Consider the following 20812-nt stretch of genomic DNA (forward strand, 5'->3'; position numbering starts at 1 on the left):
TGACAAAAGGTGTCAGGTATGGAGGCATATTCTTACATCAACGGCCCGGCAATCCCGCCACCGCAATGAAAAAGAAAGGTCTTACCATGAACAATACCGACAATATCACCCTGTTCTACTCCCCACAAACCCGCGCGACAGGTGCCTTGATCATGCTGGAAGAATTGGGGGCACCTTATCAACTGCATGTCTTGAACATGAAAGCTGGCGAGCAAAGGCAAAGCGAATATCTGTCCATCAACCCCATGGGTAAAGTGCCTGCAATATTGCATCGTGGCGAGCTCATTACCGAGCAAGTGGCCGTATTCTTGTATCTGGCAGACCTGTTCCCGCAGGCAGGCCTGACGCCCGCACTGGATAGCCAGTTGCGCGGTCCTTATCTGCGCTGGATGGCTTACTATGCCGCTTGCTACGAGCCTGCACTGGTAGACAAGTTTGCGCAACATCCGCCGGCAATGCCTTCGATGTGCCCTTACGGTGATTTTGATACCATGCTGGGCATCATCAAGGCGCAACTGGAAAAAGGGCCCTATTTACTGGGCGAGCAATTCACTGCAGCAGATGTACTCTGGGGCAATGCCTTGCGCTGGGGTACCATGTTCAAGCTGGTACCTGAATCACCTGTCGTCATGAATTACATTGAAGGTGTCTGCAGCCGCCCAGCTTTTGTCAAAGTTGGTGCGATTGATGCTGCCTGGGCGGCAGAACACGAGCGCATCGTCAGTGAATCCGGGCCTGAAGACAAGGCTGCCTGATTAGCTCTCCCTGATTGAGTCGGTCTTAATACGCCAGCAAAACAGTGCATATGGCCCGGATGCCTATCCGGGCCATATGCATGCATGAGTAACGCATTCCAGAATTTTCACTTCCTCGCTTCCAGATTTTCCCTCCTGAAACATGCCTTGCAAACCCGCAAAAAAATATTGCAACAATACAAATTCCCAAGTCCATACATGGCACAATTGCCAGTTCAAGTCTTTACCTGCACGCTTACAGAAAATTACCAAATAGACAGCCGCAAACGATTGTCTTGCAGTCTGGCTTTGGATAGTATCCGTGCAATAAAAAAGCCATACCCCAGAGGGAGAATTCATGCGTCGTATTTGGATCGTCACCGGCACTGTTGTTACAGTTGCCGCTGCTGCTGTCGCCTACCAGTTGAGCAAGCACTGGAAAGATTACCACTATGTTGGTACCCGCCTCATGGTGGATATGTCCCAACCGGATGCCCTGATACGTACCAGCAGTTTATCAAAACTGCCGCGCGACTTGCTGCAAGTGCCGATAGCCAAAGATGTGCTGACTGAAGACCTGGCCTTCTACTATGAACAGAATGAAGATCGTCTGGGCTTGAATGGTGCCGTCAAACGTATTGCCTACGAGCATGACCTTGACTGGCAAGACAAGCTGTATGCCAGCATTTTCAATGAACCGGCAGAAGTGGCATTCTGGCGCGATGGCAAAGGTGCCTTGCGTCACTATGCCGTTGTCATGCGCATGGGTCTGTTCAATAAAGCCTTGCAGGAAGCTGCCAAGGTAGCGATGAAAGATGGGCAGCTCAAACTGGCTGGTAATATCAGCACCAGCAATGGCAAGGCCCAGATCATGGCGCTGGAAGTTAATCCGCGTCGCACCCTGTTGCTGATCAGCCAGGGTGATCGCGTTGTCGTGTTGTCTGACCCTGGCCTCTTGTTCGACGGCAGTAACAGCGTCGTAACAGAAGCGCGTGCAGCAGTCGCCAAGTGGCTGGAACATGATGGTGCACTGTCGCTGCAATTTGATCTCGACAATATTGCGCCTGCACCCGCTCAGGCTGCGGGTACTGCAAAACATACGATGGCGATAGGTGCGCCGACCATGGCCCTGGGTTACGGTGCTTTTGTATCCGGCTTCAAGGGCATGCGCTTTGATTTCGGTGGTAACTGGTCAACTTCAGTCTGGCTGGATTCCAAAAAAACTTCGTCAGCACAGTTACTTGACCCTGCCCTGTGGACTGCTGCGCCAGCCAACCCCAGCGCATGCATCACCGTGCCAATTGACTGGAGCATGGTCAATACCGTCTTGAAACAGGCAGATGCCAAGCCGAAATTGCCAGACCAGGCATTGGCACCGCTGCCCGGACCTGGCCTGGCTTGCTGGTACCGCGAATCGAATCTGTATTCCCCCGTATTCATCACCAAGCTGCCACTAAATACTGCCAACCGCGATGCCACCTTGCAAGCCATGGCGACCTGGGCAATTGCCAGCGGTGAACAAGCGGCACCAGGCAAGGGCACAACCAAGGCCAAGCCTGATCAGAAACTGTGGCGTAATACCAAGAGCATGGCTACGCTGGCAGCCAGTGGCGACTTTGTGGTGTTTTCGCCTGATGGCGGCCTGGTAGAAAAAGTAGTGGATACCATCGCCCGCAGCAACCCCAGCGTGGCTGACCAGACATCTGGTGCACAAAGCACCCTGGGCCTGATCACGCCACGCCCCTTGTCAGAAATGGCACAGCGTGAAATCTACGCGGCCCTGGCAAAACCTGAAGATGCCAGCTTCCTCGAAGCAGCAAAAACCCATCTCCCTGCCCGCATGAAGGCCCTGGCGACTTACCCGCCTATCCGCCTGGAACTGAGCAAGGCTCAGGCCAGTGGTAAAGCCTGGCAAAAAGTTGAATGGGTCAGCAAGGAGAAATCCAATTGAAACGCCGGCATGTACTGACTGGCATGCTCGCCACCGGCACCATGCTGGGCTGGCACAGGCTGGCGCTGGCAAATAAAGTCACGTCACCCGCTGTGCCATTGCCTGCCGCAAGTGCTGCCAGAGCAGGAACAACTACCACGCCTGTCGTCTCGGCACCAACATTGACACCGGCGCAGTCGCGCAGTTGCCGCGCCTGGATGACCCGCATTATTGCCGCCCAGTTGACGGCAGGCCCGACACCGCGCTGGCAACAGCGTGATTGCGTAGGTCTGGTGCGTTTTGCAGTGGCAGAATCCCTGCGTGAACATGATGAAAAATGGAAACGGGCGAATGGCATGCTGGGTACTGCGCTGCCGCCAGAGATAGACCTTGATCAAGGCACGCAATCAGTGCGCCATCAGTGGCGGCTGGCTGACGGCACTGTCTCGGCCTATGTCAGTGCAATAGAAATGGTGCAGGAAAATGCCAGGTTTCGCGGCAAGGACTGCAATCTGGCAGCCCCTGGTGACCTGTTGTTCTTCGATCAGGGCGATGCCCAGCATCTGATGGTGTGGATGAACTCTTACATCGCCTATCACACTGGCACGGTCACGCCGACTGACAATGGCCTGCGCGCCGTCAAGCTACGCGACCTGCGAGCCTGGCGCGATACGCGCTGGCATCCCACCCAAGATAATCCCAATTTTGCTGGCGTGTATCGCCTCAATTTCTTGTCCGCCTGAAAGCGCCCAATGAAAGCTACATACAAACAATCCCGTTATTTCACTTTATTGACAGCACTGTGTGCCTTGTTACTGTTCATGCCTGCGATTGCGCAGGATGGCGGTGGCGGCTCGTCTTTCTTCCTGCTCAGTGATGCAGCTTATGGTTCTGGCGATACTGCCATGGTCAGGCTGGAAGCCCAGGACATGGGGCAGATTTCCGAACTCGGCGGTGTCGACGTCTACGTCTATAAGGTCAAAGACCCGCTGGAATTTTTGAAGGCGCAAAAAAATCTGCACCGTATCGATGCCAAAGGCAATTACAAGGGCAAAGGCGTGTCTGATGCGCTGGCGCGTACCTGGGACAACTGGTGGGATGCATCACGCCGCATGTGGCGCAAACTGTTTTCATCGGATGCCAGAAAAGCCGTGACTTCACAGGCACCAGAAGTACGCCTGCACCCGCTGGTCAAAGCACCTACACCACAGCAGATGAACCCACTGTACCAGCCGCTGAAGGCGCATACCCTGGTTGATAGCTTCCGTTACCCTGTACATATCGCCCAGCCTATACAACCACCTAAAGGCGTCAAACTGGATGGCAGCAGCAGTGAATTCATCACCTCGCCAAAAGGTAATGTACTGATACCACTGGGTAAAAAAGAACCCGGCCTGTACCTGGTGGAAGCCATGGTCGGCAGCTATCGCGCCGTGACCCTGGTGTTTGTTTCTGACTCTATCGCTGTCACCAAGGTATCAAGCAAACAAATGCTGGTCTGGGTGGCTGACCGCCGTAGCAGCCAGGCTGTAGCAGATGCAAAAACAGTGTGGACAGACGGCGCAGGTATCCTGAGTACAGGCTCTACAGATGCCAGCGGCATCGTCAATTTTGAACGCGATGCGCCTGAAAAAACTTATGTGTATGGTGAAGACAGCAAAGGCGGCGTGTTTGTCGCAGAAAATTATTACTACGATAGTGAAATCTATAACACCAAGCTGTATGCAGTGACTGACCGTCCCTTGTATCGCCCTGGTGAAACTGTGTATGTGAAATTTTTGGGCCGTACTTTTGTGTCTGCCCGTGAATCCACTGCCATCACCGCAGGTGAATTGAAGTTGCAGGTATTTGATGCAAATGGTTTCCCGGTTGCAGCACAAACCCTGCAAATGACACCGCAGTCTGGCGGTGATACGGTATTCCAGTTGCCTGACAATGCCGTCGCAGGTGGCTATGAATTGCGTTTCAGTTACAAGGGCAATAGCTATGGCGCTGCCTTCCGTGTGGCCGAATATCAAAAGCCGCATTTTGAAATCAATGTCATGCCCGGCAAAAAGGATTACAAAACCAACGAAGAAATCAAGGGCAAGCTGCAACTGGTTTACCCAGATGGCAAACCTGTCGTCAATGCCAAGGCAGACCTGACAGTACGTGCCCAGCGCCTGACTATTGTTGAAGGCGACCTCGGCTATGCAGGCCAGTTCCCTGTACAAATGAGCACGACCACATTTACGACAGACAGCAGTGGCTTTGTTGAATTCAAACTGCCAGCAGCAACTGAACCCAGTCGCTATATTTTGTCGGTGCTGGCAACTGATGGTGCCGCTTACCGCGTACGTGCTACAAAAGAAATTTTGGTAGAGCGCGGTGCCGGCACCTATAGCCTGAAGGCTGACCGTGCATTCTCCGCCGTTGGTGAAAATATGAACTTCACCATGACTGCCCTGCCGGTGCCGGGTAATACGGTGAGCACAGTCAGTGCGCCAGCAACATGGGACTGGGTAAGACTGGAAAACCAAAAGAAATCAAACGGCAAGCTCGCCAACGCCAACAAATTGGCACTGGCTTTTGCAGAACCTGGTACCTATACCCTGTCTATACGTGATGCAGCAGGCAATATCCTCGGTGCGACTTCGCATTATGTCAGCGGTGCTGGCGTCAGTGCACCGCAAGGCTCGATAGAAATGGTGTTTGACAAGACCAGCTACAAGCCAGGTGAAACTGCCAGTGCGCTGATCACCTTCCCGCAGCAAGTCGATCAGGCATTGTTTACCCTGGAGCGTGACAAGGTAGAAAAAACAGCCTTGATGAGCAACGCCAGTGGCTGGCTCAGCGCCAAGCGCCTGTCACCAATGCAATGGAAAGTTGAGCTTCCAGTTCAGGATACTTATGGCCCCAACATCACCCTGTCTGTGGTGTATGTCAAAGGTGCTGATTATGTATTCCAGAACCTGGGTTTGAAAGTTGAGCAGCCACGCATCAATGTCGCCGTCAAAGCTGACAAGGCCGTCTATGCGCCTGGTGACAAGGTCACGCTGGACCTGACCGCCATGGTCGATGGCAAACCGGCTGCAGGTAGCCAACTCACTGTGGGTGTAGTTGATGAAATGATTTATGTGTTGCAACCTGAAATTGCACCAGATATTTCCGACTTCTTCTATCACCCACGTCGTAATAATGTGCGCACTTCTGCCAGCCTGAGTTTTATCGCCTATGACCTGGCAGTGCCGCCATCCAAGCTGGCCTTGCCAGCAAACGGGCAAACCCATGAGCGTGCTATCAAGGTATTGGAAAGACCTCGTCGTGAAGACAAGGACACGGCACTGTGGCAACCAAATGTCACGACGGATGCCACAGGCCGCGCCCGTTTGACTTTCACCATGCCAGACTCACTGACACGCTGGCGCATTACCGTGCGTGCGACTGAGGCTGGTGGCAATGTCGGCCAGAACATCGCCTACGTACGTTCAGACAAAGACTTTTATGTGAAATGGACCAGCCCTAACTGGATGCGTGTGCAAGATGCACCGAATGCCAGCGTTGCCATCTTTAACCAGGGTAACCAGGATGCCAGTGCCAGCCTGAACATCACAGGTTCCGGCGTCAACAAGCAAGAAAGCCTGAAGCTGAAACCTGGTGCAAATTTTATCTCCGTGCCTTTGAAAGCCAATGGCCTCGACAACAAGATAGACCTGTCTCTGGCTGTAGGTGGCAAGACTGTAGATGCTCTGAATGTGCCGCTGAAGATCATCCCTGTGCACTGGCTGAGCCAGCGCTCGGTCAGCGTGCCAGTGACTGGCAAGGAAACAGTCTTGAAACTACCACCTGATGCCAGCAACCTGCAATTGCAATTTGCTGACAGTGCCAGCACGCAGTTCCGCCGTTTGATGGATGACTTGATTGACTACCCATATGGCTGTGTCGAGCAGACTTCCAGTCGCCTCATCCCTTACAGCCTGGCCCTGCAATCAACCTTGCCAAGCGAAGAAAGACTGGCTGCGCAATTGACACAAAGGCTGTATAGCTACCGCTTCCGCCTGGCGCAAATGGCAGGCCCGAATGCGACATTTGGCTGGTGGAGTGTGCCAGAAAAAGATGGCGATGCCCTGCTGACCACTTATGCCTACTATGCTGACTGGCATGCCAGCCGCGCCTTGAAACTGTCACTGCCAGAAGGCCACTTTGACAAGCTCAATGATGTCTACCGCAAGGATGGCGTCAAGCAATCGCACTGGCAGCGCGCCCTGATGCTGTACTGGATGCAGGACATGGGCTTGCCGGTAAAATCCATGGCAGAAGCCCTGAGTGAAGAACTGGGTGCCAAAGGTGCATTTGCCAAACCTGTCGTGATCACACCGCGTTCAGGCATGAACAGCATGATCTTTGCCAACAAGGATGATGATGTACAGCATGCCATGAGCACCTTGCTGGCGGCCTATGTGGTACAGCAAAGCAAGGGCAACCTGACAGGCATTACCGTGACAACCTTGCCAGAAGCAGCAGCCCGCGTACACCAGGCTGACCTGCCCTTGGGTGAAGCCTTGCTGATACTGACAGGCAAACGCCCTGCCAGCGATGCGGCTGCCGTGCTCGAACGTGTGAGGGCAGAATCACCGACCATAGACCGCGCCCTAAGTCTGCTGTGGACTTACCGTGCCTTGGGTGGCAAGTCTGGCAGCAATGATCCTCTGTTGCGCAATAATATGGGCAAGGTGGAACTGGAAGCTGGCTGGCAGGGGCGTGAAACCGTGACAGGTCAAAGCGTGTACCGCTGGAATACTACCGCAGCTACGCCAACACCAACTGTCATCAAAATGGTGTCTAACCCAAGTGCAGGCATGATGGCAATTGCCCAGTTTGACAGCCGTGAACCAGAAAAATCCAGCTTGCCTGTGAAAGTCGAACGCCGTATTTATCGTCTGGTACCAGAGGCAATCCCAACGCCAAGCAGTGCCAGCAAGCCTGCTGTCAATCCGGCTACTGGCGCACCTGTACAACCAGTCGCAGGCAAGGCTGGCTTCAAGCTGGAATTGCTGGGTGATGGTGCAGCACTGAAGACAGATGAAGTCTATCTGGATGAAGTGGTGCTCACCCGCAGCTCAGGCCCTGAACTGAACTTTGGCATTGTTGAAGTACCTCTGCCACCAGGCACCTCGGCTGACCGCTCTACCTGGGGTATCAGCCTGCGTTACCCTGGCGGCAAAGACATGGAAGCGATGGAGCGTGCACGCTACGAGCAAACACCACGCGGCTATGCCGTGCCTGTGGATAGCCTGGATGGCCAGGTCATGATACGTCATCTGGTGCGCGCGGCACAAACCGGCAAGTTCGCCCTGCCGCCTGCACGCTACTACCGCATGTACCAGCCAGACCAGAAAGCCTTTGAGGACAAGCCACGTGCGTTTATGGAAATCCGCTGATCCTGCCCGCAAAGCGATCAGCACCATCATGCTTGCCAGTGCGACAGTAGTCACGCTGGCTGCATCTGCGCATGTTGCTCATGCCGCAGATGCAGCCGGCACGACCACCGTCGCCTGGCTGCGTGATGGCCAGGTGGAAATGCGTTCCCTGAATTCTCAGGACAACAAAATCGCAGAACAAAAGATACCCATGGGTAGCTTGTGGAAGTTATTTGTCTACGCCTACCTGCAAGACAATCATGTGCAGGAAGCTGCTTATACCTGCACAGCAAAAAAAGATTTGCGCAAGAATGTGCGTGAAGAACAAGAGAAAAACGAAGACCTGTATTGCTGCGAACCAGGTGAGCAAGTAGAACGCGACTCTGCCCTGGCTCGCTCATGCGCCCCCTATTTTTCACCAGCGCGCCTTAGTATCAATGACAAGGCATGGAAAAGCTACTGGCAAACCCGCAGCGACGCCAACTGGCTGCAACGCACGGCGCAATTGCAGCCAGACACGCAGATCAGCATTAAAGAGCTACTGGAAACCCTGAACAAATTTTCGCCACAAGCTCGTTCCACTGCCCGCACTGCCTTGCTGGAAACAGCGGTACAGGGCTATGGCCGCGAAGCCTGGACGCAACTGGGTACAGGCATACGTTACAAAACCTATTCCTGGCATTTGCCTGACAACAGCGCCTTTGGTGGTGCAGCAGGCTGGCTGGCAGATGGTACGCCATTCTGGTTTGGTGCGCGTGGTTCCAGCCGCTCTACTCTTACTACCTGGGCCAGTGCACTGGCAACTACCCTGCCCACACCTCGCTGGTCAGGTATCGATAATGCCGGGAATGCTGGTGACGAGGCGCATTGCGTGGATGTGGACTTTTTTGCGCGCTATCCCTTGCGCGAAGTATTGTCTGTATCTGCAACAAGTGTTCCTGCGCGTGCGGGCACACTGTCCGGCAAATACAGGCTGCAATTCGCCAACGGCAATAGTCTCGACATCAACAGCAATGGTAGCCTGACGCTGCAACGTTCTGCAGGCATGGCGCCACAAATCACTGGCCGCGTCAGCATCAATGACTATGTCGCCCGCGTCATAGACCGCGAAGGCGACGCCAGCAATATACAAGTTGCCCGCAGCCTGGCGATTGCAGCGCGCAGCTATCTGATACAGAACGCCACCCTCGATCACGGCTGCTGGCGCATTGCCGACAGCACTACCCGCCAGCGCGTCAGCGCCAATGCTCCCACAGATGCGGCCCTGGCTGCTGCCTGGTTCACTGATGACCTGATATTGCAAGGGGCAAACGTGCGCTATCACAATGACAGCGCAGGCACCAACCGCATGTCGTTGAAAGAAGCAACAAAGCAGGCCGGCCAGGGTTGGAATTTTGAACGTATTCTGGCCACCAGTTATCCACAAACCAATGTCGCCAGCTTCAATGGCAAATCTGATTGCAAACCGCTGGCCGCAGCCCAAACCTGGCTGACGACGACCAGCGCCAGTAGCAAATGGCAAAGCATTTTGCGTCGTGAACCCGGTTTTGAGCATCCAGACACACCACCGGTGATCTGCTTGCTGGCAAGTGGCAATCCCTATTCTGACCAGAAACGCATGCGTATCTACGCCCGCGGCTGGCGCAGCCTGGACGAGCGCATCACCCTCGCCCATGAATACCTGCACCTGGCTTTACGATTTCATCCGAACGGCGCTAATGAAGACTATGTAGAAAAACTGGCACGCCGTCTCATAGAAGGAACAACATGATCAAGTTTTACACCAAGCGACTACTTACCTGCATGACCAGCAGCCTGCTTGCTGCCATGTCTTGCACTGCGACGGCAGACACCACAATAGAGCTGCCACGTGGCGGCTGGCGCAATAGTGGCGGTGAGGCCGCAGGCTTCAAACAGCCAGTGCACTACCCTGCCTCGTCAGTCAATGCCGAAGGCCAGAATGAAATGGCACTCATCAAGGGGCGCATCAGTACTAACAACAAGAAAAAACCAGGCAAGCTCATCGTCAATGGGGCAGCCATGCCCTTGTCCATAGGTGACGGTGGTGAGTTTTCCCGCCCTTACTCATTCAGTTCAGGCTCCAATAATGTAGAAGTACGCAGCCCCGATGGCAGTGATGTCAGGCGTGTGCAGTTTTTTGATACCAATACCAGCCGCCCGAATGCACGCCTGCGTGTAGTCTTGTCCTGGGATAGCGACGGCACCGATCTGGACCTGCATGTCATTTCGCCTGATGGCCAGCACGTATTCTATGGCAACCGTGTAGTCCAAAACGGTGGTGCACTGGATGTCGATGTCACCACAGGTTACGGTCCTGAAATCTATGCCAATACTGCGCCCCCTAAAGGCACCTATCATGTCTATGTGAATTATTACGGCAGTGGCGGCGATGAAAAAAATCTGACTATCGCCAGAGTTGCCATCATCAGCCAGGAAGGCACGCTGTCAGAAAAGCAGCAAAGCTTTCAGGTGCCACTGCGTAAACCTGGTGAATTGACCCTGGTTAAATCCTTTACCTATCCATGATGATCATGCAAACGATAATCAAACCGTCACTGCTGGCATGCGCCCTCTTCATCGCTGCGGCCAATTGTGCCGCTGAAGACAAACCCACCATCAATAGCCCGCGCGGCGGCTGGAATTATGGTGGACTGACCGACAAATCCGGCGATACACGTGCGTCCTATCCCTTGCCACCGATAGACCGCGGCACACAAAAAAACCGCACCCTCATTGAAGGCCATATCCTTGAGGCTGGCAAACAGCGCAAGCATACTCTCATCGTCAACGGCAACCCCATGGTGCTCAATTATGGCACTGATGGTCGCTATGAACGTCATTACGCTTTTGGCAGCGGTTCCAACAATATAGAAATCAAGGGGCCAGACGGCAAGAGCCTGCAGCGCGTGCAATATTACGAAGCCAATACCCAGCAGCTGTCACCACAGTTACGCGTCATCTGCTCGTGGGATGCGCCTGAGGCAGAGGTTGACCTGCACATCATCACACCGGATGGTCAGCACGCCTTTTTTGCTGCTCCGATACTGAACGGTGGTGGTGGGCTGGACGTAGACAGCGTCGATGGACCAGGACCAGAAATGTTCACCACCATCGCCCCCAAGCACGGCGCCTACCATGTCTTCGTCAACTACTGGGGTAACTATGGCGCAGGCGGTTATAACTTTGACGAAGGCCAGCGCAAACAACCTATCATCACCGCCCGCGTGACCCTGGTGTTTTATGAAAACACTGCCAAGGAAAAACGCGAAAGCTTTGTCATCCCATTGCGCAAGATCGGGGATTTGAACCTGGTGAAATCGTTCATGTTTTGAGACAAGGTTGTACTTTAACCAAACAGACACAAGAATTATCCTGAAGGGAGAACTGCATCATGTGGCGAAATGCGTTGATCAGTTGCACAATTCTTCCCTTGTTACTTGCCGCAAATATTACTGTATTTGCGCAGCCCGTCGTCATCAAAAGGCTTGATGGCTCCAGCATTTCATCCCAAACCATAGAAGAAAAAATCAGTGACATGATGGCCACCTCATGTGTCACCGGGCTAAATATCGCCATCCTCAACGACAACAAAATCGTCTACACCAAAAGCTTTGGCTTGCGCGATAAAGAAAAACAATTGCCACTGACAACAGACAGCATCATGTACGGCGCGTCTTTCACCAAGGCAGTGTTTGCCACGCTGGTAGCGCAACTAGTGGTCGAAGGTACACTTGATCTGGACGCACCGATACAAAAATATCTGCCCAAACCCTTGCCAGACTATGACAATTACCGCGACCTGGCAGATGATCCTCGCTATCTGACAATTACACTGCGCATGCTGCTGAACCACACTGCAGGCTTTGCCAATTTCCGCTGGCTCAATCACGGTAAGAAACTGGAGATTAAATTTACTCCTGGCAGCAGATATGCGTATTCAGGCGAAGGCATCAATCTGGCGCAATTCATCGTTGAAACCGTCACGCAAAAAAATGTAGGCACATTAATCCAGGACCGCATTTTCAATCCACTGGCCATGCATAACACCAGCATGCAGTGGCAAGACCGTTTCAACGACAAGCTGGCTGTCGGTCACGATGAAAAAGAAAAACCTCTGGGCCATGTAAAAAGAAAAAAAATAAATGCCGCGGGTTCCATGGACACGAGCCTCAATGATTATGCTCATTTCATGGAGGGTGTCATGCAGGCGAGCATCCTCAGCAAAGAAGCAAAAGCCATCATGCTGGCACCACAGATTGCCATTACCACACCCAGCCAGTTTCCCACCTTATCAACTGCATCAACAGATGAAAACAAGAATATACAACTGGCTTATGGCCTGGGCTGGGGTATTTTTCAAACACCTTATGGCAAAGCCTATTTTAAAGAAGGCCATGATGATGGCTGGGAAAACCACTCCGTCGTTTTTGATGAGCAAAAAACCGGCGTAGTCATCATGAGCAATAGCGCCAACGGTGATGGCATCTTCAAAGAGCTGCTGGCATTGCTGATACGGGATGTGTACACGCCATGGAAATGGGAGGGGTATTTACCTACGCGATGCAGATAAGCTCGAAACGCGGCTAGCACTGTTAACACTGCGGCAATGTTGAAGGTCCATCTGTAAATAAGACAATAATTTACTTGATTGCCAGACCCATCCGGCTCATGCGAATTGAGTCAACTCCAGATGAAAACCAGACCATCTCTGCCCGGGCGTAGATTTTCTCTCCAGGCACTGAACCAAAATGACGGCTATCCAGACTATTATTCCGGTTGTCACCTAGCACAAAATAGCTGTCCGGCGGCACGATATAGGGCTGCTCACTTATTGGCACGGATTTATTCAAATCATAGAAGGCATGCGCATCAGGAATCGCCCTGCCATTGATGAGCAGCTTATTATCATGCAAGTCCACCTGCTCACCCGGCAAGCCTATGATACGTTTCACATATTTGACCTCAGGCTGTGCAGGATTCTGTAACACCACTACATCACCACGCTGCGGTTTTTGGTTCTGAAATGCCAGGGTATTGGCAATGAATTTATCACCGACCAGCAGTGTTGTTTCCATCGACGCACCTGGTACATTGAACACATCATAGCCAAACAGCTCACCACGTCTGGCAGAGCAAAATTGTATTGCCGCATTAACGGCTATACCAATCAGCAGCAACGCATACCAACGCTGCAATAAACCACGCTTTGCCAGGGGACGCCGCCGGGCAAGTTGAAATACCACAACGAGCGAAGCAAACCAGGCGCAGATCAGCAGCACAGTCACCAGGAAAAACCCCAAGGCAGAAAAAATCACGCTGCTGCGACCTGCAAGCAATAGCAATATCGGAAAGAACAGAATATTGGCTACTGTCAAGGCAAGCTGATTCACATATACAAAGCCCAGTCCAGGCGCAAAGACATTGAGCAAAACTGCCAGCCAGGGCTTACTTTTATATTCAGTATTCATGGCATGCCACTTTTATGATTGATCGCTTATCGGCTGAAACATGCGTGCGACTGTCTGGTAAATCATACCCTGGTCACTTTCCTGAAATCCCTGGGCCTGAACCCCATCAGTGCCAGCGCAGCAAAATAAGTCATGGCGCAAGAGACGATGACGAAGCCCAGTGCGGCTATACGCAAGATTGGTGTATTGCGCATGGCCAGCCATTGGAATTGATCTTTAGCCCATAAGGCAACGCCAGCCATCAACAACAATGCAGCAAGCAATTTAAGCAGGAACATGGGCCAGCCTTTTCTGGGCTGGTATATGCCTCGCTTGCGTAAACCTGTATAGAGGAAAATCGCATTCACGCAGGCACCAAGGCCGACTGATAAAGCCAGACCAGCATGCGCAAAGTAAGGGACGAAAACATAATTCAAGGCTTGGGTCACCAGCATGACAGCAACGGCAATTTTTACCGGAGTACGGATATCCTGCTTGCCATAAAAACCGGGGGCCAAAATCTTGACGACGATCAGACCAAGCAAACCCAGGCCATAGGCTACCAGGGCATTGGATGTCATCTGCACAGCATGGGCGCTGTATTTGTTGTAATGATACAGAGTTGCTGTCAGGGCTTCAGGTATCGTCGCCAGGCCCACAGCCGCAGGCAAGGCCAGAAGGAAAGTCAGACGCAGGCCCCAGTCCAGCAAATCTGAATATTCTGCAGTATCACCGTCAGAATGTGCCTTGGCCAGACCGGGCAACAATATGGTACCCAGAGCCACCCCCAGCAAGGCGGTAGGAAATTCCATTAAACGGTCAGCATTGGCCAGCCAGGTGGTGCTACCTGTTTTCAGACTGGAGGCAATGCTGGTGTTGATGGCAATGCTGATCTGGGTTGCAGACACCGCGAGTATAGCTGGCACCATATTGCGCACGATGCGGCGCACACCTTCATCTTGCCAGGCTGTGCCTACCCTGAAACTTATCCTTGGCAACATACCTATCTTGAGCAGCGCGGGGACCTGTATGCCCAGTTGCAGTACGCCGCCCACGAACACGGCTATCGCCAGTGCATAGATGGGTTGCTCAAGATAAGGTGCGAGAAATAGCGAACCGGCAATTGATGAGAGGTTATATAAAACCGGGGTAAATGCTGCCACCTTGAATTCGCGCCAGGTATTCAAAATGCCACCCGCCAGCGCCACCATGGACATGAAACCAATATACGGAAACATGATACGCGTCATGATGATGGCCGCATTGAATTCTGTCGCCTGACCGACATAGCCCTTGGCCATGAAATACAATAATACCGGTGCGCCTATAATGCCCAATACACAGGTGAGCACCAGTGTCCACGTCATCAGAGTAGCGACATGATCGACCAGGTCTTTGGTGGCGGCTTCGCCCTGCTTGTTTTTGTATTCTGCCAGGATGGGGACAAAGGCTTGTGAAAAAGCCCCTTCAGCAAACATCCGGCGCAAGAGATTGGGGATACGGAATGCGATGTTGAATACGTCAGTATAGGCGTCAGCACCAAAACGTGTGGCGATCAACACATCGCGCCCCAAACCGGTAAGGCGTGACAACATGGTCATGCCACTCATGGCGGCAAGGGTTCTTAGTAGATTCATGGTGCGGCATTATACTTTGTAGTGCTGCCAGGGGTCATGTTTGCCGCATCGGGCATTGCCTCTTTCAAAACACAATTATCAAAATCATCATTCCAAGATGCATTATTTATATCAATTTAAGCAATCCATTTCTAACTTCCTGCAATACCACTGACCAGTCGCCCGGAACTGTCTGCCTGAATAAGCGCATTACTCCCGGATACCAGGGACTGTCAGACCGGTCCTTGAGCCAGCGCCAGTCCGGCTGAAAAGCAGGCAACATGACCCAGCATGGCTTGCCCAGCGCACCAGCCAGATGCACGACGGCGGTATCAACCGCAATCAGCAAATCAAGCTGCATGAGAATAGCGGCTGTGTCAGCAAAGTCATGAATCTCAGGCCCGAGTGCAGTCATAGGCTGCGGCATGGATGAGATGGCAACATCTTCTTCACCCGCGCCCTTTTGCAAGCTGAACCAGTGCACACCGGGAATATCAGCGAGTGCCTGCAATACTCCGGGAGAATGAATCGAGCGATCTGCATCATTTTCAAAATGTGGATTACCCTTCCACACCAGGCCTACACGCAGCTCATTTCCGGCGACTGACATGAGCTTGCCCCAGTCTTGCATATCTGATGACGGGCTATGCAGATACGGCAGGCTCGCAGGAATGGTTTCCAGCCGGGTCTGGAACAGGCCGGGCAAGCTCAGCAACGGCACCCAGTAATCCCAGTCGCTGAAAACGACAGACTCATCAAAGCCGTATGCATCATCAAGACCATCCAGCGTGGTGAACAGTTTTTTGAGCTGGGGATGACACAGGCAAGTGACGCGTACAGCCTTGCGCTGTTTTAACAGGCTGGCGTAGCGGGCAAACTGTATCATGTCGCCATGACCGGACTCAAACAGGATGATGATGGATTTACCCGCAAGATCCTGTCCCTGCCAGCGGAATAGATGGGATTGTTCAGCCAGATATTTATCCAGCACATCCAGCCCGTCCCGAGTTTCCAGCATGTGCCAGCCTTCTGCGTAACGTCCTTGCCTGAGCAACAGATAGGCCAGATTGAACGCCGCCTTGCGGTAAGCCGGGTCCAGTTCCAGCGCCCGGCGATAGCGGGCCTCGGCTTCTGCTTCACGCCAGGTGCTGGCCAGCAAAACGCCAAGGTTGGACAACGCAAAGACAGAATCGGGTTCTTGCTGCAACACCTGCTGATATACCTGTTCTGCCTCATCAAACCGTTTTTGCTGCGCCAGCATGACACCAAAGTTCAGGCTTATCTGCACATTCTCAGGTGCAAGTTGGCGTGCATGTTGATAAGCTGGCTCCGCCTCTGCATAGCGCCCTTGCTGCTGCATCAGCCAGGCAAGATTGGCATGTACTTCTGCCAGATCTTCCTCGATTTGCAAGGCCAGTCGCAACTTGTCTTCAGCAGCAATGAAATGCCCTTCAGCCATTAGCTGATTGGCTTCATAAAACAGGGATTCAGCGGTATCGGTCTTCATGCATGCACTCGGGATGCCAGGAACCAGGACATTATAGGTGGCAGCTAATTGTCTGCGCATGTATCGGTGATACATTTGTTAAACTATATGCAGATGTGAAAATTGTATGATGCGCATATTCCCCACTTAAATGGAGCCTGTCGTGACACGATACAGTCTGACTATAACATGCCCACTGCGCCCACTGCGCCTGCTGGCCGCAGGCCTGCTGGCCCTGGGTTTGCATGCCACCGCCAGCCAGGCAGCCAGCCCCAAAGCTATCCCCAGCCTCGAAGATGCCGCAAAAAATCTCAAAACCAGCGGCTTCCAGGGCCTGGTGTTTGCTGCGCGTGGCGACAAGGTATTACTGGAAAAAGCATTTGGCAATGTCACTGACACCAGGCAAAGCTTTCGCTTTGCATCCATCACCAAGCAGATGACGGCTATCCTGGTCATGCAGGAAGTGGAAGCTGGCAAGCTGCAACTGGATCAGACCCTGGGCACTTACTGGCCAGATTATCCCAATGTGCAGGCGCGCAGTGCTACCCTGCGCCAACTACTGACGCATTACTCCGGCCTGTACAATGAAATGGTCAACCCGGCCATGCATATGATGGATGCCAATAGTGGTGACGACATACAAAAATTTGCAACAGGCTTGTGTGCTGGCCCGGCCACTGCCGCACCAGGGGCCAAATTTGACTATAACAATTGCGATTACATCGTCCTCGGTGCCTTGCTGGAAAAAATCAACAAGCAAAGTTTTTTGAGTTTGCTGCAACAGCGCATCTTCAGCCCGGCAGGCATGCAACAAGTTGGTTATTACACTGCTGCCCAGCCAGATGTGAAAACCCATGTGCACGGCACGCTGGGTGGCAAGCCTGAGCCAGCCGTCAATTTTGCCAGCTATGGCCCGGCGGGTTCCAGCTTTGGTACGCTGGCAGATTTATATGCTTTTGATCTGGCTTTTATGCGCGGCAAATATTTGTCAGGCAAAAGCCGCGACGAGATGGTCAAGCCCAATAATGTTGGTGGTGCAATCGGTGTCTGGTCTTATCCATTCAAGGCTAGCGAGAATGCTGCCCCTGCAATGATAGTCGAACGCCAGGGCTGGATAGCTGGCGTGCGCATACTGAACCTGGTGGATTTGCAAAACCAGAATATCCTCATCATCGTCAGCACCAATGGCGACCTGGATTTATCGCAAACCTGGGCAAATAAGGGCATCGCTGCAGATTTATTGCGCTCGTTGATAAATACTCGTTAAAACAAAAACGGCGTGCCAGCTTGTTTGCTTACACGCCGCCTGCCTCATGAATCACATCCAGATTATGGATTGCGTTTCGCTACTTCATTACCGACATAACCACCACCTACAGCACCAGCAATAGTTGCCAGTGTGCGGCCATTGCCGTTACCTACCTGGCTGCCAATCAAGCCGCCAATCACCGCGCCTACACCTATGCCCACAGGGCTATTTTTTGCCTGCACTGGCTGTGCAGGATAATTGTCATGATAACTTCGGGCAGGCTGGCGATGGCTGCTTTGTGCCACTCTGACAGGTGCTGGAGCGGGGGCAGGTGCAGGTGCCACGTAATTATTTTGCGCCGTGTTTGCATAATTCGCCGCAGGCTGATTTTGATTATTGGCAACTGGCGCAGGATAGGACAGATTGCTATTGGTACCCATGCTGCCCATGGCTGGCACATTATTACTGACAGGGGCATTCATGCTGTTTGAATTGGGGAGCAAACCTGTAATGGCAGCAGCGCCCAAAAGGCTGACCAGTATGACTGAACAGGCAGCACCGGCCATCAAGGGGTGTATGCGTTTGCTGGTAGTAGTTAATTCCATCTTGATCTCCTTCAGTTTAACAATAGCTCATATGCCAACAACGCGCGAGCATGGCCAAAAGGAGACGTAGAGGATGTTACCGTGGTAAGCAAATGTAACAACTGCCACCAGCCTTGATACCTCGATTCATCTGGTTCATGGCACAATAGCGCCATGAAAAGCATGCCACATCTGGCCCTCCCCTACCGCATACGCGCTGACTTGCTGCAACAGTTGGCGGCATTAAGCCATGCTGGCATTGCACCACTGCAAGCACTGCCTATGTTGAAACTGCCAGGCTCCTATCAAAAGCGGATGGAAGCAACCCTGCAAGCCGTCAAGCGTGGCAAAAACCTGGCAGATGCGGGTTTGCAAAGTGGCTTGTGGACACCGCTGGAAGCAGGTTTGATAGGAGCAGCGCTGGCAGCAGGCGACCCTACAACTGTCTATCGCCAGTTGGCCAGTGACTATCAGGAAAAAGCCCGGCAAATTGCCAGCATCAAATCGCGCATGACGCTACCTGTGGTGATGGGTATCCTCTCATTACTCATCCCACCCTTGCCGCAACTGGTGTCCGGTGCGTTAAGTATGGGAGCCTACCTCTGGCAAGCCGCACGGACTATCCTGCTTGTTTCCGGTTTAGTTGCTGGCGGCATTTATGCTTACCGGCGCTTCCAGGTGCGTCCTGCAGATGCACCAGTATCCTGGCTTGATCAGGTTCTACTGGTACTGCCAGTTTTTGGAAAAATGCACAAACGCCGCAATCTTTGCGATTTCTGGCAAAGCATGGCGATCTTGCTTGCGGCTGGCCTGCCCATGTTTGATGCGCTACCACTAGGCTTGCAAGGCGCAAGCAATGTTTTATTGCGACGTCAGCTTGCACGCATTTTGCCGCTGATGCAAAAAGGTGCAACGCTGGCAGAGGCGGTGCGCAGCTTACCCGAGATTAATGACGGCACTTTAGCTGGATTGCTACACACTGGTGAAGCCAGCGGAACATTGCCCGAAATGCTTTCACGTTATGCCAGGGGAGAAAATGCCAGCCTGCAATTGCAACAAAGCCAGATAGCAGAATGGATACCCCGCATAGCCTATGCTTTTGTCGCCGCAACGATAGCCTATGGAATTTTAAGAAGCGGTGCCTTCAGCCCGCATGTTCCTGGCAATCTTTAGTCAGCGTTATAAAATCTTGTGCATAAATTTCAAAGACAGCAGCTTGCCAGTTTTTGCCCTTAAAATACCGCGTAGCGATGCCTATGCCAACTTCAACCCGCCTCATGCCAAGCGACTGACATAATCTGCTTGCGCCCAGATTTTCAGCCAGAGTCTCAGCATATACCCTGTCCACTCGCAAATCACAAAAAGCAAACTCCAGCATGGCCTGTGCCGCCTCCTTGGCTCTGCCTTTTCTCTGCCAGGGCACACCCAGTTCAAACCCTATCGAGGCTTGCCCTTCTGCTTCCAGCCTGATGCCGCATGAGCCCATGACAACACCATCCTTGTCGCAAATCGCCAGTTGAAACTTCTGACGCGGGCTTTCCTGACTTTGCTGAATAAAAAGCTGTAGCAGGAATGCAGATTTTTCTGGCGTAATATCGTCATCATCGTAATACGTCTGGAAATCAGGGTGGCTGCGCAATGCGGTATACAATGGCAAATCCTGTATTGAGAAATCACGCAGAAGCAGATTTTTTGTTTGTATATGCATGTGCGCAGATGGCTCTATATTTGCCAAAGTTCAGACAAGCCAGCAGTTTTTTGAAGAGTTGAAATTTTAACTCGATAGCATATTATCGATGCGACGATGAAACGAAAATATCCTTTAAAAAGTATTTTGCAACAAACCTCTCAACGGCATGGAAATACTTTCATTGGCAAAGGCGCAGCCAGGCGTGAAAGAAACCGGAAGTTCAGAGAGCAAATTGCCAGTGACATGAAATCAAACCGTGTTTCAAATTTTATTTTTTCATGTCTGGAACGCTTCATTTTTCCCTTTTTCGGCGGCCATTGGATTTGTCTCTTGTTTTGGCCCTTGTTGGCATTAGCATGGGTGAGCTATCCTGGCTATCCAGATTTAATGGCGTCACACACCCTGTTTGTCACTTTAGCCGGAGGTGGATCAGGTGTACTGCTTTTTACCTGGCAAAGAAGGTCGCCCTATCTCATCATGACGGGATATGGTGCCATGGCGGGATTTGTGTTTGGGGCGATAACCGGCACATGGACTGACGCGATGCAGGACGCATTCATAGGCATGTTGTTTGGCCTGGCTTCACCAATTTTTGTAACGCTATTTGCCCGTTACTATTGATCATAAGGCAGCAAAAGGGAAGGCAAGCCTTCCCT

At 52.4% G+C, this 20812-nt stretch carries 16 protein-coding genes; 11 read left to right on the top strand and 5 right to left on the bottom strand.

The features are described 5' to 3' along the window. Nucleotides 1-86: 86 nt before the first annotated feature. From DFR42_RS23335 to DFR42_RS23370, 8 genes are all read left to right on the top strand, one after another. Complete coding sequence (locus DFR42_RS23335; protein WP_110257486.1) at nt 87-755, top strand: glutathione S-transferase family protein; 669 nt, start codon at nt 87-89, stop codon at nt 753-755. A gap of 337 nt (nt 756-1092) precedes the next feature. Continuing rightward, nucleotides 1093-2685, top strand: a complete 1593-nt coding sequence (locus DFR42_RS23340) for a DUF2138 family protein (protein WP_110257451.1) — start codon at nt 1093-1095, stop codon at nt 2683-2685. Continuing rightward, nucleotides 2682-3407 (top strand): DUF1175 family protein, encoded by a 726-nt coding sequence (locus DFR42_RS23345; protein WP_245937056.1) that lies wholly within the window; start codon nt 2682-2684, stop codon nt 3405-3407. The genes DFR42_RS23340 and DFR42_RS23345 overlap by 4 nt, the downstream gene beginning before the upstream one ends. Nucleotides 3408-3416: 9 nt before the next feature. Then, on the top strand, nt 3417-8084 hold the full coding sequence (locus tag DFR42_RS23350) for an alpha-2-macroglobulin family protein (protein ID WP_110257452.1): 4668 nt from the start codon (nt 3417-3419) through the stop codon (nt 8082-8084). Beyond that, the gene (locus tag DFR42_RS23355) at nt 8062-9834 is read left to right on the top strand and encodes a DUF2300 domain-containing protein (protein ID WP_110257453.1); all 1773 of its coding nucleotides are present in this window, start codon (nt 8062-8064) and stop codon (nt 9832-9834) included. The genes DFR42_RS23350 and DFR42_RS23355 overlap by 23 nt, the downstream gene beginning before the upstream one ends. Further along, a complete protein-coding gene (locus tag DFR42_RS23360) occupies nt 9831-10610 on the top strand; it encodes a YfaP family protein (protein ID WP_110257454.1) in 780 nt (259 codons plus the stop codon). The genes DFR42_RS23355 and DFR42_RS23360 overlap by 4 nt, the downstream gene beginning before the upstream one ends. A 5-nt stretch (nt 10611-10615) precedes the next feature. Then, nucleotides 10616-11416: a YfaP family protein gene (locus tag DFR42_RS23365; RefSeq protein WP_110257488.1), complete on the top strand. Its 801-nt coding sequence runs from the start codon at nt 10616-10618 to the stop codon at nt 11414-11416. 59 nt (nt 11417-11475) lie between these two features. Then, nucleotides 11476-12654 carry a serine hydrolase domain-containing protein gene (locus DFR42_RS23370; protein ID WP_110257455.1) on the top strand — a complete coding sequence of 393 codons (1179 nt, stop codon included), beginning with the start codon at nt 11476-11478 and terminating at the stop codon, nt 12652-12654. Nucleotides 12655-12724: 70 nt separating this feature from the next. On the opposite strand, the gene lepB is transcribed toward DFR42_RS23370, so the two are convergent. From lepB to DFR42_RS23385, 3 genes are all read right to left on the bottom strand, one after another. After that, nucleotides 12725-13552, bottom strand: coding sequence for a signal peptidase I (gene lepB / locus DFR42_RS23375; RefSeq protein WP_110257456.1), 828 nt, complete (start codon nt 13550-13552; stop codon nt 12725-12727). Between the two features lie 62 nt (nt 13553-13614). Next, entirely contained in the window at nt 13615-15168 is a 1554-nt protein-coding gene (gene murJ / locus DFR42_RS23380) for a murein biosynthesis integral membrane protein MurJ (protein WP_110257457.1), read from the bottom strand. Between the two features lie 106 nt (nt 15169-15274). Further along, nucleotides 15275-16654 (bottom strand): tetratricopeptide repeat protein, encoded by a 1380-nt coding sequence (locus DFR42_RS23385; RefSeq protein ID WP_110257489.1) that lies wholly within the window; start codon nt 16652-16654, stop codon nt 15275-15277. A gap of 142 nt (nt 16655-16796) precedes the next feature. On the opposite strand from DFR42_RS23385, the gene DFR42_RS23390 reads away from it, so the two are divergent. Then, a complete protein-coding gene (locus DFR42_RS23390; RefSeq protein WP_170133652.1) occupies nt 16797-17900 on the top strand; it encodes a serine hydrolase domain-containing protein in 1104 nt (367 codons plus the stop codon). A gap of 62 nt (nt 17901-17962) precedes the next feature. Here DFR42_RS23390 and DFR42_RS23395 read toward each other — a convergent pair whose 3' ends face one another. After that, nucleotides 17963-18487, bottom strand: coding sequence for a glycine zipper 2TM domain-containing protein (locus DFR42_RS23395; protein WP_110257459.1), 525 nt, complete (start codon nt 18485-18487; stop codon nt 17963-17965). A gap of 153 nt (nt 18488-18640) precedes the next feature. Here DFR42_RS23395 and DFR42_RS23400 point away from each other — a divergent pair, with 153 nt between their 5' ends. Beyond that, nucleotides 18641-19639 (top strand): type II secretion system F family protein, encoded by a 999-nt coding sequence (locus DFR42_RS23400; protein ID WP_110257460.1) that lies wholly within the window; start codon nt 18641-18643, stop codon nt 19637-19639. Here the strand turns inward: DFR42_RS23400 and DFR42_RS23405 are convergent. Further along, on the bottom strand, nt 19611-20174 hold the full coding sequence (locus DFR42_RS23405; protein WP_110257461.1) for a GNAT family N-acetyltransferase: 564 nt from the start codon (nt 20172-20174) through the stop codon (nt 19611-19613). The genes DFR42_RS23400 and DFR42_RS23405 overlap by 29 nt on opposite strands. A 96-nt stretch (nt 20175-20270) precedes the next feature. Here DFR42_RS23405 and DFR42_RS23410 point away from each other — a divergent pair, with 96 nt between their 5' ends. Continuing rightward, nucleotides 20271-20777: a hypothetical protein gene (locus DFR42_RS23410; protein ID WP_110257462.1), complete on the top strand. Its 507-nt coding sequence runs from the start codon at nt 20271-20273 to the stop codon at nt 20775-20777. The last annotated feature ends 35 nt before the right edge of the window (nt 20778-20812 follow it).

This window comes from Undibacterium pigrum, assembly GCF_003201815.1.
Taxonomy (GTDB): domain Bacteria; phylum Pseudomonadota; class Gammaproteobacteria; order Burkholderiales; family Burkholderiaceae_D; genus Undibacterium; species Undibacterium pigrum.

Coding starts and splice junctions, on each gene's coding strand:
- DFR42_RS23335 (WP_110257486.1), top strand. CDS start 87: ATGAACAATACCGACAATATCACCCTGTTCTACTCCCCACAAACCCGC.
- DFR42_RS23340 (WP_110257451.1), top strand. CDS start 1,093: ATGCGTCGTATTTGGATCGTCACCGGCACTGTTGTTACAGTTGCCGCT.
- DFR42_RS23350 (WP_110257452.1), top strand. CDS start 3,417: ATGAAAGCTACATACAAACAATCCCGTTATTTCACTTTATTGACAGCA.
- DFR42_RS23360 (WP_110257454.1), top strand. CDS start 9,831: ATGATCAAGTTTTACACCAAGCGACTACTTACCTGCATGACCAGCAGC.
- DFR42_RS23365 (WP_110257488.1), top strand. CDS start 10,616: ATGCAAACGATAATCAAACCGTCACTGCTGGCATGCGCCCTCTTCATC.
- DFR42_RS23370 (WP_110257455.1), top strand. CDS start 11,476: ATGTGGCGAAATGCGTTGATCAGTTGCACAATTCTTCCCTTGTTACTT.
- lepB (WP_110257456.1), bottom strand. CDS start 13,552: ATGAATACTGAATATAAAAGTAAGCCCTGGCTGGCAGTTTTGCTCAAT.
- murJ (WP_110257457.1), bottom strand. CDS start 15,168: ATGAATCTACTAAGAACCCTTGCCGCCATGAGTGGCATGACCATGTTG.
- DFR42_RS23385 (WP_110257489.1), bottom strand. CDS start 16,654: ATGAAGACCGATACCGCTGAATCCCTGTTTTATGAAGCCAATCAGCTA.
- DFR42_RS23395 (WP_110257459.1), bottom strand. CDS start 18,487: ATGGAATTAACTACTACCAGCAAACGCATACACCCCTTGATGGCCGGT.
- DFR42_RS23400 (WP_110257460.1), top strand. CDS start 18,641: ATGAAAAGCATGCCACATCTGGCCCTCCCCTACCGCATACGCGCTGAC.
- DFR42_RS23405 (WP_110257461.1), bottom strand. CDS start 20,174: ATGCATATACAAACAAAAAATCTGCTTCTGCGTGATTTCTCAATACAG.
- DFR42_RS23410 (WP_110257462.1), top strand. CDS start 20,271: ATGAAACGAAAATATCCTTTAAAAAGTATTTTGCAACAAACCTCTCAA.